Below are 10,546 nucleotides of genomic sequence, written 5' to 3' on the forward strand. Positions count from 1 at the left end.
ATTTGCGGATGGCAAGAGAAGACACGGGCTGGACTATACGCTATATACAGGATTCGAAAGAGTGTATGATAATCTTATGTTGATATTCACAGGAATGAATCTCAAGAAGTTATGCACATACCTTGGAAGGATGCAGGAGGCGCATTGCGCCCAAAATTCCTGCTTTGAGCATCAAAATGAGGAAACGTTAAAGGCGATGGGGATAGGATAGAAGGATCTAGACCCGATTTTTTTATTATCTGGAGAAATATATTCAGAAAAAAGAGGATGAATCATAAAATATATCAATCTATAAAAAAAGACCGCCAACGATGTGGTTAATCGTCAACAGTCTGAAGAGGCTTACGCCTCTTGTATTCTCTATGGTGCTCGAGATGGGATTTGAACCCACACGGCATAACCACCAGTACCTGAAACTGGCGTGTCTACCATTCCACCACTCGAGCATTTCTGAATGCATATCAATGGTAAGGTATTTATTGGGATTTGTCAATAATGATTGATGAATACTTTACTATATAGATTGACGAATAGAACGTTTTATATTAAGATATACCCAATTGATAGGTAGGTATATGGAGGTATTGTTATGATGATGTTCATGTGTGCATTGAATACAAAAGCATAGAGGACTTCTTTCATTACGCAATAACCCTATCCATACACACAGGTATTATTCGTAATACCTGTTTTTTATTAAGGAGGAACAGTATGTCAGAAATAGAAATACGTGATGTTTCCAAAGTCTTTGATACGGACGAAGGGAAAGTACAAGCATTAAGTCATGTCAATATTAATATCGAAAAAGGGGATATCTTTGGGATTATCGGGATGTCAGGTGCAGGTAAATCAACACTTGTACGCTGCTTGAACTTTCTTGAACAGCCAACCAGCGGTGAAGTCGTTGTGCGTGGACAGAATCTAAAAGATCTAAATGAAAAACAATTACGCCAGGCCCGTACAAAGATTTCGATGATTTTCCAGAACTTCAACCTTCTCATGCAGAAAACAGTGCTGGATAACGTTTGTTTTCCATTAAGACTCGCTGGTATTAAAGGTGAAGAAGCGAAAAAGAAAGCAAGAGAATACCTTGAAATTGTTGGTCTAGCTGATAAAGCAAAAAACTATCCAGCAATGCTTTCAGGCGGTCAACGCCAGCGTGTCGCAATTGCCCGTGCCCTCGCCAGCAAGCCGGAAATCTTGCTTTGCGATGAAGCAACAAGTGCCCTTGACCCTGCTACAACATCTCAGATATTAGCTTTGTTGAAACGTATTAATAAGGAAATGGGCATTACTATTGTCATTATTACACACCAGATGTCCGTCATCCAGGATATCTGTCATAATGTCGCTATTATGGAAAATGGCCAGGTTCAGGAAATTGGTAATGTAGAAGAGATCTTCGCCCATCCAAAGAGTGCTGTTGGTAAGCGTCTTATTCTCAATGTAGAAAACAAGAATACAGCTGCATCCATTGAAAGCCATCAGGCTTATCGTATTGTCTTTAATGAACAATCTGCCTTTGAACCGGTGATTGCGAATATGATTCTGACATTCAATAAACCAGTCAATATCTTAATGGCTGATACAAAGAATGTTGGTGGTAAGGCTAAAGGTGAAATGATTATTGATTTTGGTGATGGTGATCATCTTGAACAAATTCATTTCTTAAAAGAACGTGGTTTAGATGTTGAGGAGGTAGAATAATGAATAGTATGTCACTTACAGAAATTCTTAGTATTATTGGTCCTGAGACTGTCAATACCTTAATTATGGTTATTGTATCAACAGTTCTTGGTTATGTCTTTGGTATTCCTCTTGGCATCGTTCTGACATTAACGGATGAAAGAGGCTTAAAGCCAAATAAAACAATCTACTTTATTCTTGATTTCATTGTCAATGTCTTCCGTTCCATTCCATTTATTATCTTATTGGTATGGATTCTTCCATTCACAAGAGCTATCGTCCATACAACATTAGGTGTTCCTGGGGCGATTGTTCCATTAACAGTATCGGCTATTCCTTTTATTGCCCGCATGATTGAACAAAGCTTAAAGGAAGTTGATCCAGGCGTTATTGAAGCAGCTAAATCAATGGGCGCAAGTACCTTCCAGATTGTCATTCATGTCTTACTTGTCGAAGCAAGAAGCTCACTTGTCCTTGGTACGACAATTGTCTTTGCATCGATTGTTGGCTATGCGGCTATGGCTGGTACAGTTGGTGCTGGTGGTCTTGGTGATGTCGCTATTCGTTATGGTTATCAGCGTTATATTGCCAGCATGATGTATGCTTCTATTATTGTCACAGTCATTATTGTCCAGCTCTTCCAGCTTGTTGGTAACTATCTTGCAAAACGTGTTGATAAGAGATAATGAAAAGGATCCTGCGGGATCCTTTTCAATTTCTTATAAATTGTTGATCTGCTTCAGGCAATGAATCATCAGAAACAAAGCGTTCAACATGCATATGTAAGTCATACTTCTCTCTTAATCTAGCAATATCATTCATCATGCTTGATGCATGATGTAAATCAATAGCTTCCTGGTTCTCCCAGCTATCTACAAGAAGAATCGTTTCAGGATCATCTAAAGACTGGAAATAGTGATATCCGAGATTGCCTTTTTCATTTCTGATTTTACTAGCAACACCACTACTCTCCATTTCATCTACGAATTTTTTTGCACTGCCATTCTGGCCAGTATAATAAAGGTTTAATGTAATAGCCATATTTTCCTCCTATAATTTGATATCTGCGACTTGATAGACATCCTTTTTTTCTTTCGCAATTTCTTTACTTAGAATTGTATTTTTATCAAACTTCAAGTACATTGGACGATAAGTCTTTTTATCTTTAGATAACCAGTAATCAACTTTCACTTTATTCGCCCAGACCATTTCACTTGATTCAACTGTCCCACTAAAGCTCACATAATAACCATCCACACCATTATTCTTATAGGCCTTCTTTTCATAATTTGGTGAACTTAACTCAAATCGTGAGACATCATACTGAGTCACATGATCACTCATGATCTTAAAAGCAACACGTTCATAGATATCCAAATCGTTAACATTCTTACTTGAAGACGAACAGCCTACAACTAAGCAGGAAACCATTCCTGCAATCATAATTTTCACTAGTTTACTCATATCATCCCTCAATTTCTAAGAATAATTATACCATACATATTCGTTCAAACAACCCTATTTATGAAAGCCCTTTAATAGGTTAATGTGATTTTTTTCACACATGTACTCTTTTTCTTGCGCTCGTTTTAGCTCTATGCAATATTAATATTAGAGATAAATCATTATAAGTCACATTGGTTGGAGAAATATATTTTATATTGGGAGGAAATGATATGCGTACAAAAAAATCTCAAGCATTACTACCACTTATTGATTATCTTATTATTTTTATCTATTCCTATATTAATAACTATGTTTATTCCTGGCTTCTTGATCCTCTCTATACACCCGTTTACTTTTATCAAAATGTAGATTATCGCTATATTGTCATGATTCTAACTGAGATTGTATTTGGCATTATCATCGGCATACCTTTCTACCTCTTCTATAAAAATGCCAAAGAGCTTTCAAAAACAGAAACCCTATTTCTTTCCATAATTCATACCATTATTGCGCTATTACTTTACTTCATCATTCACAATAATCCAAATTATTACAAACAACTAAGTTTCGCACTTCCTCTTCTTGCCTTCTGGTGTGGGTGCTTTGTCATCACGCTCGTTAGATGCTATTATACATTCTCTATTCAAAAGTCTCTAATCTTTTATATAAGCACATTTTTACCACTTATCATTCCTTCTCTGAGTGCGACATTTGTGTTTATATGCAGAAAGCACTACTCTTTTGATGATATTTCTCAATACTATCTCAATTATTTTATCATCTGGGTTATTAGTTCAATTGTCACTCTTTGGTTAATCTATCATGCTTTAGACTTCATTCATACCCATTCTAAGCGGCACTTTTCATTAATTTTAGGATGCGTCATAATTATTTTGATACTTGCTTTCTTTTTAAAGTCACCTCTTCGCATGCTTTTTTCTTTCTTAGCAATTGCTCACTATATTTTACTTGTTTATGCAACAATGTTGATAGGTGCATATATTGATTATAAAAAGGAGCCGTAGCTCCTTTTTATAATAGATAGGTTAGTGGTATTGCAATGATTAGGGCTGGTAAAAGATTGGCTACTTTAATATGATAGGCTTCCATTAAATTCACTCCCACACCAACAATCAAAATATTACCAACCATAACCATATTATTAATAACTGCTGTTGTCAGAATGCCATTTAATACCCCCGCAAAGAGTGTTAAAGAGCCTTCTAAGACAAGAATGGGCAAGGCGGCAAAGATGGATCCAATGCCCAGTGTTGAAGCAAAGACAATGACAATAATAAAGTCCAGCAATGACTTTGTATAAAGCATGCTTGGATCATGGACTAGCCCATCCTGAATGCTTCCGACAATCGCCATAGCGCCAATACAGACGGTTAAAGAAGTACTGACAAAAGCCTCAGTAAACTTAAAATCATTGCTTTTAGCTTTCGCTTTAAGCCATTTGCCTAAACGTTCAAATTGATATTCGATATCGAAGAATTCACCAATTAGTGCACCTAATACAAGCGATATCGCAATCAACAAACTGCCATGCGATGACAAAGCATGTTGTTTGATGAGAAGTATTTTCTCAAGTGCTCCACCTAGACCTATAAAAATTGTCGATAAGCCAAGTGCCTGCATGATTGTATGCTGGTACTTTTCTTTGATGCCTTTTGAGAAAAACAAACCGATCACGCCTCCAGCGATCACTGCTAATGTATTAACAATTGCTCCCATTTAAATCTCCTTATACATTAAGACATGACTGACACCTTCATCATCACTGATGATGTCAGTTTTCTTATAGCCCAATGTTTCATAGAAATGACTTGCACGTACCTGGGCATTGAGATAAAGACGGTCAGTTTGGCCATGGAGCTTCCTTTCAGCTTCCTGCATGACTAATGTTCCATAGCTATGTCCTCTAAATTCCTTAAGCGTGCAAACACGTCCAATATACCATTTCCCCTCTTTTTCATAAAAACGACATGTCGCAACAGGCATATCTTCAATGTAAAGTACGACAAATGTACAATGTTCATCAATTTCATCAAATTCATTCTGGAACCCTTGTTCCTTCATGAATACTGTTTCACGAATAAAATGAATATCACTATTCATACTATAAAATACTCTAATATCCATAGGTTTTATCCTCCCATATGTTTTACGATAAGATTGATTACGTTTAATTCTCAACAAGTTCTCTTCCCCAGGAAATACAACAGGATTCTTATGATGTGTTTCAAATAAATTAATGATATCTTCACCATCTTCAATAATCGCATCTAAAGTCATCATGCCATAGATTCTTGGTGGCAAGAGATAAATTGGCTTTTCAAGCGTATGTTCATTTAAGAGCTTTGTAAGAGCCATTTTTAAATGTGGACAAAGCATAATCACATCATACTCTTCTATCTTCTCTAAAATAAGAGAAAAGGGAAGAAAATCTACCTGATATTGATTTTCAAGATGGCGCTCTTCTATTTCTTTTGCATCCGCATCGCCACATAGCTAGAAGAAAATCCTCCCCCACAACATATCAAAATCTTCATTATCAAGCCCCACCTTCCATTCTAAATAACTGCATAAAACCATGTATGGAGAATTATAAGCTACTCCACACTTGTTCCAACAGTAAAAACAATGAATAAACGTATTATAACGAAACTTATTTGCTGTCACAATATGAAGTAATGCATTTAGAATAGAAAAAACCTCGCCATTATTGAATATGGAGAGGTCATATATGTATTTGCATTATTTTCTTATATATCTACGGATATGTAGCCAAATTGGAAAGAGTAAGCGACGAAAAGGAAATAAAATCATCCAGAGTCTAGACAATAGTCTATATTTCACATTACAACAATCTATCTGTTTGTCTTTACGAATAAAATAAACAACCCGGCCAATAATACAATCATTCGCAAACCAGCCATCTCTAAAATAATTGCCATCACCCGTTGTCTGAAACTGATGCTTTCTAAGAGCTGTAACACGATGAAGTAGATAATTGCCCTGTTCTGTCTGGAAGAGAAGAATGTCCCCCACCTTTAAGCTATCCAAGAGCAGTAATCTAAGATAACCTGATCACGTCCATGGCATAGAAAAGGCCACATACTCATCCCAGTCACAGTAAAAGAAGCCTGTTGATGTTCATTCAGTAACTGACGAATAATGGGAAAGAGTGTCTTTGCCGAAACATATTGAATTGTTGGCGCTTGTTTTTCTAAATCATTATGCATTCTTCTCACCAAGGGATTGGATGGCTTGTGCTAATACTTCGACAGACTCTAAATCCGGTCTACAGTAGAAATCTAAAACAGGTATTTCTGAAGCCAGTTCTTCGCAATAACTAAAAGCCTGGTTTTGAAGTTCACCTGGCCAAACTGGGGCAAAGATTCTTTGCATCAAGCTGATTGTACCATAGAAGATGGACAAAGGTTGTACCGTATTTTGTAAGCCTCGATTTAAACAGACAATACATGAGATAGGAACACGACGATTAATATATTCCCCTGAAGAGCCCGACCAAGGCATTCCATAGGCATACCAGACGCCATCCTTCTTTCTACATAAGCAGCGATCCCCATTAAGAATTAAGGCATTCTTATGATCTCTCCACATTCTTGTATGTGTTGTCTTGCCTGTTCCAGCAGAAGCTAGCACGAGAATACCCATTCCATTGTATTCCATTACAACCCCATGCAGCACATAGGCATGATGATTTAAAACGGCATAAGAGAAAAGAGAGCCAAACTCATGAAAAGCCCGCTCCCCATTTGTCTTCGTATGATCTTCATATAAAACAAATTGATTCCAGTCACGGCTGATACGAAAAGATAATCCTGGACTTCGATCTTTCTGCTTTGTAATCCAATCAAACTGCCCATCATGTCTTTGATAAAGAAAAGTTGGTATGGCAAATTCTTCTGAACCCCACAATAACTCCCGATGTTTATCTGTTTCTTGTGCCGCAATGAAAAAGTGAAAATCACAAGCTCTTTCCTCAGGGTGATAGAATGCCATTCCTGAAAATGGAATGTCCATTTTTATATTCGTACTTTCTTTTTGAAATGCGATTGAAAAATCACCAATTGTCAGATACTTAGGACTTTTTCGAATGCGATTGTCTTCCATATTAGCTATTTGAACCGATCACTAATGGACTCATTGTATTTGTAGATACATCTTTGTTTGAAAGCTTTACACCAAACTTATCAAAGAAATAAGTCTTTAACGCTTCTCTTGCAGCTTCTCCCTGGCATCCACTATCTCCTAGTCCTAGTTGACTTAATTCAACCTTTTCACCATCTTGAACATCAATCTTGCCATCCTTATCAGCATCATACCAGGCATAGGCATAGCCCCAGCATGTATCTGCCACTTTTTCCGTTAACTGCATTTCTTCAAAATCAAATCTTGGACTTTCATAGTTTTCTTTTTTCATACCATCTTTTAACATTTTTGCTTCCTCCTTGATTATTTTCTATATGACATGCATCTCTTTAAGCATGTTATAGATACATCTTGCTTCTGCACAAAAATAGTCTGGTTTGCCAAAAAAGTCTCCTGTTTCTGCTTTCCTGATTGCCGGACAAGATTCACAGAAAGGCTCATATTGACATTGTTCGCATACTTGAATACTATGGCTTTCCGGATAACAATTGGGGAGTTCTTCCCAAGCTTTTTGAAAGCCTACTTCAAATGGTTTTGTGCAGCCCTCACTCATCAGCTCACAGGCATACATACTACCATCCCAAGTTATAGTATATTGATTGATACCGGCATCACAGTTTTGAAACAAATAGCCACTTTCAGATACTGTTCCATATCTTTTTAGAGGGTATTTTTCAATAGTATTAGGTAGCTCTAATTCACCATTTTTTACTTTCTGATAGGTTTCAACTAACCCACTATCAATCATTGCCACATTTTCTTCTGGTGACAAACGACACCTCTCAGCACAGGCAATACCACCACGAATACTCTTTGAGATAAAACGACTGATCTGAAGGACCTTATCAGGCCCGAATTTCTCATTTGTGAACTGCTGCATAGCTAACAAATCGCTTCGGTTATCTTTTACGATCGTTGTTCTTATTTCAAATAGCGACGGTAAGGTCGTGAGTTGTTCAATACCTTCAATAAAACGGTCATAGCCATCTTTACAGCCACATAGTTTTTCATATGTACTGTTGGATGCTCCATACATCGTAACACCTATTTTATGAGGTGGATATTTTCTAAATAAATCCATAATCTTCTCAGTGACCATTGTCGCATTCGTATACAGCGTAATGAGGAATCCCATCTTTGCGATTGCTTCATATATTTCACAAAAATCCGGACGAAGCATCGCTTCTCCACCTGTCAACAAAAGCCCTAGCGTGCCAGCATCTGCTACTTGTTTAGCCATTTGAATCCATTCGTTTGTAGTTCTTTCACGTTTTTTGAGTTTCTTGATTTGTGCCTGATCGACTCTGACAAGACACATCTTGCAGGAAAGATTGCACCGACCTGTTAATTCAAATGTTCCATTAAGAGGAGTTCTATGTTGTATCTTATTCACAAGTAATCATCCTTTTATTTAAAAGGTGTTCTAAAGATTGTGCAACATCCTTCTTTGCCTGATTCTCTGTTATATGAAAAGTATTGACTAAGGCTTGTATCAATTCTTCTTGTGTTGTTCCATTTTGTAATGCGCTCCAGATAACCTTTGCCGAATCATTCAGTTTGACAATCCCACAAAAATCAGCAACACCATTACCAACAGAAACTAAAACAGATTCTCCTGCAATTTCACGCATAATGTAGTTTGGCTTACAACGATAAATACAATTATCTTTGTCTTGTCCAAGTTCTTCATTATGGCCTGATAATTCTATGTTTGTTTGTTCTTTTTGAATGAAATCATCTTGTTGATTGTTGGAAGCTTGTACAGTCCACTTCTTCATTTAACCACCCCATCTAAGGATTTTTTTAGTATCATAAAGTATCTATTTGGATGCATACAAAAAGTTTATAAAGCTTATTCTTTTTGCTAAGTCAATTGTGTTAAATCTTATTAATTTAACACAATTAGAATAAAAGACAAAAATTTAGTGATAAAACCAAAAAAAGGAAGATAGCTCTTCCCATATAAATCATAATATTCATTATTAGTCTTCAAGTTCACCATTTTGATCAATGACTTTGATAACTTTTGCAGGGACACCTGTGACAAGTGAGTTATCAGGTACATCCTTCGTTACAACACTACCAGCTCCCAAGACACAGCCATTTCCAATCTTCACGCCAGGCATGACAGAAACATTAGCACCAAACCAACAATTATCTCCAACGACAATCTGACTAGCTTTTTCTAATCCCTGATTACGATATTTGTAAGCTAATGGATGGCTAGCAGTATAAAAACCACAATAAGGCCCAATAAAAACATTATGACCAATTGTAATCTTCGCTCCATCCATGAAATAACATGATGCATTCACAAAAACATTCTCTCCAAAGGAAATATTTGAACCATAGTCAACTGTTAATGGCGCAATAATAGTTAATCCTTTAGGAACAGTACCAAAGAGTTCTTTATATAAATCATGAATATCGTCCTGATGAGATAAAGGTGTCTGATTAAACTTTAAAAGAAGCTCCTGAGTTTTAAAACGTAGTTCAGTAAGTTCTCGATTATAGTTGGCATCATACCACATGCCAGCCATCATTTTTTCCTTTTCCCTCATAATTTCTCCTATAAAAAAATCACCGATTAACTCGATGACAACTTCTTAGTAATGGTGCGGGTGACAGGACTTGAACCTGCACGCCGGAGCACTAGATCCTAAGTCTAGCGTGTCTGCCAATTTCACCACACCCGCATAAGATGGTGACTCGCAGGAGATTCGAACTCCTGACCCTCTGATTAAAAGTCAGATGCTCTACCGACTGAGCTAGCGAGTCATTGTATTGTCCTTTGAAAGGACCATGGTTACTATACCATTTATCAGTATAGCGGTCAACAATTATTTTCATGAATTACCATGCATAATTGATGAACCAAATTTATATCAACAACCTTTCTTAAGGCTGTAATTGGAGAAAAGAAAGGACCTTCCGGTCCTCTCGCTACCTGGCGGAGCGCTATTGTCGCACTCGCGCACTATCGTCGCCGCTGCGGCGCTTAACTTCTGTGTTCGGGATGGGTACAGGTGTGCCCGCCGCGCCATCTCCACCAGATTCCGAGGGTCATCCCTCAAAGCCGGACGCATTACTCTCTCCTCACTCTTGTGGCCAGGTCCTCGGCCTATTAGTGCCGGTCCGCTCAGCATGTCGCCATGCTTGCACTCCCGGTCTATCAACCTCGTAGTCTTCGAGGGGCCTTAGCCTTGCGGCGGGAGGTCTCATCTCGGAGGGG

15 protein-coding genes, 3 tRNA genes and 2 rRNA genes are annotated in these 10,546 nt (G+C 37.6%); 4 read left to right on the forward strand and 16 right to left on the reverse strand.

Features of this window, described 5'->3' with window-relative positions; all coding sequences use genetic code 11:
- On the forward strand, positions 1-211 hold a 211-nt coding region (locus T529_RS13545; RefSeq protein WP_033163620.1), incomplete at its 5' end, for a hypothetical protein.
- A gap of 152 nt (positions 212-363) precedes the next feature.
- Here T529_RS13545 and T529_RS0110790 read toward each other — a convergent pair.
- Positions 364-446 (reverse strand) — tRNA-Leu (locus T529_RS0110790).
- Positions 447-711: 265 nt separating this feature from the next.
- Between T529_RS0110790 and T529_RS0110795 the strand changes: the two genes are divergently transcribed.
- Both T529_RS0110795 and T529_RS0110800 read left to right on the forward strand, forming a co-directional pair.
- Entirely contained in the window at positions 712-1,707 is a 996-nt protein-coding gene (locus T529_RS0110795; protein ID WP_033163621.1) for a methionine ABC transporter ATP-binding protein, read from the forward strand.
- Entirely contained in the window at positions 1,707-2,372 is a 666-nt protein-coding gene (locus tag T529_RS0110800; protein WP_238560816.1) for a methionine ABC transporter permease, read from the forward strand. The genes T529_RS0110795 and T529_RS0110800 overlap by 1 nt, the downstream gene beginning before the upstream one ends.
- A gap of 25 nt (positions 2,373-2,397) precedes the next feature.
- On the opposite strand, the gene T529_RS0110805 is transcribed toward T529_RS0110800, so the two are convergent.
- The gene (locus T529_RS0110805; protein WP_033163622.1) at positions 2,398-2,727 is read right to left on the reverse strand and encodes an antibiotic biosynthesis monooxygenase family protein; all 330 of its coding nucleotides are present in this window, start codon (positions 2,725-2,727) and stop codon (positions 2,398-2,400) included.
- Between the two features lie 9 nt (positions 2,728-2,736).
- Positions 2,737-3,150 (reverse strand): hypothetical protein, encoded by a 414-nt coding sequence (locus T529_RS0110810; protein WP_033163623.1) that lies wholly within the window; start codon positions 3,148-3,150, stop codon positions 2,737-2,739.
- Positions 3,151-3,362: 212 nt separating this feature from the next.
- Here T529_RS0110810 and T529_RS0110815 point away from each other — a divergent pair, with 212 nt between their 5' ends.
- Positions 3,363-4,157: a hypothetical protein gene (locus tag T529_RS0110815; protein WP_033163624.1), complete on the forward strand. Its 795-nt coding sequence runs from the start codon at positions 3,363-3,365 to the stop codon at positions 4,155-4,157.
- Between the two features lie 7 nt (positions 4,158-4,164).
- On the opposite strand, the gene T529_RS0110820 is transcribed toward T529_RS0110815, so the two are convergent.
- The 13 genes from T529_RS0110820 to T529_RS0110880 form a co-directional block, all read right to left on the reverse strand.
- On the reverse strand, positions 4,165-4,869 hold the full coding sequence (locus T529_RS0110820; protein WP_033163625.1) for a DUF554 domain-containing protein: 705 nt from the start codon (positions 4,867-4,869) through the stop codon (positions 4,165-4,167).
- A complete protein-coding gene (locus tag T529_RS13405; RefSeq protein WP_202962300.1) occupies positions 4,870-5,529 on the reverse strand; it encodes a GNAT family N-acetyltransferase in 660 nt (219 codons plus the stop codon).
- Positions 5,530-5,892: 363 nt separating this feature from the next.
- A complete protein-coding gene (locus T529_RS0110830; RefSeq protein ID WP_033163626.1) occupies positions 5,893-6,186 on the reverse strand; it encodes a hypothetical protein in 294 nt (97 codons plus the stop codon).
- 2 nt (positions 6,187-6,188) lie between these two features.
- A complete protein-coding gene (locus T529_RS0110835) occupies positions 6,189-6,380 on the reverse strand; it encodes a hypothetical protein (protein ID WP_033163627.1) in 192 nt (63 codons plus the stop codon).
- Positions 6,373-7,185 carry a hypothetical protein gene (locus T529_RS0110840; protein WP_162173004.1) on the reverse strand — a complete coding sequence of 271 codons (813 nt, stop codon included), beginning with the start codon at positions 7,183-7,185 and terminating at the stop codon, positions 6,373-6,375. The genes T529_RS0110835 and T529_RS0110840 overlap by 8 nt, the downstream gene beginning before the upstream one ends.
- 91 nt (positions 7,186-7,276) lie before the next feature.
- A complete protein-coding gene (locus tag T529_RS0110845) occupies positions 7,277-7,600 on the reverse strand; it encodes a hypothetical protein (RefSeq protein WP_033163629.1) in 324 nt (107 codons plus the stop codon).
- Between the two features lie 24 nt (positions 7,601-7,624).
- A complete protein-coding gene (locus T529_RS0110850; protein ID WP_051646976.1) occupies positions 7,625-8,707 on the reverse strand; it encodes a radical SAM/SPASM domain-containing protein in 1,083 nt (360 codons plus the stop codon).
- On the reverse strand, positions 8,700-9,092 hold the full coding sequence (locus T529_RS12665; protein ID WP_051646977.1) for a PqqD family protein: 393 nt from the start codon (positions 9,090-9,092) through the stop codon (positions 8,700-8,702). Before T529_RS12665 ends, T529_RS0110850 begins: the two co-directional genes overlap by 8 nt.
- A 204-nt stretch (positions 9,093-9,296) precedes the next feature.
- Positions 9,297-9,875 (reverse strand): sugar O-acetyltransferase, encoded by a 579-nt coding sequence (locus tag T529_RS0110860; protein WP_033163630.1) that lies wholly within the window; start codon positions 9,873-9,875, stop codon positions 9,297-9,299.
- Between the two features lie 52 nt (positions 9,876-9,927).
- A tRNA-Leu gene (locus tag T529_RS0110865) sits at positions 9,928-10,010 on the reverse strand.
- 6 nt (positions 10,011-10,016) lie between these two features.
- Positions 10,017-10,092 (reverse strand) — tRNA-Lys (locus T529_RS0110870).
- Between the two features lie 167 nt (positions 10,093-10,259).
- Positions 10,260-10,368 (reverse strand): 5S ribosomal RNA (rrf, locus tag T529_RS0110875).
- A gap of 50 nt (positions 10,369-10,418) precedes the next feature.
- A 23S ribosomal RNA gene (locus T529_RS0110880) occupies positions 10,419-10,546 on the reverse strand; the annotation flags it as partial.

It is taken from the genome of Sharpea azabuensis DSM 18934 (assembly GCF_000702165.1).
Taxonomy (GTDB): domain Bacteria; phylum Bacillota_I; class Bacilli_A; order Erysipelotrichales; family Coprobacillaceae; genus Sharpea; species Sharpea azabuensis.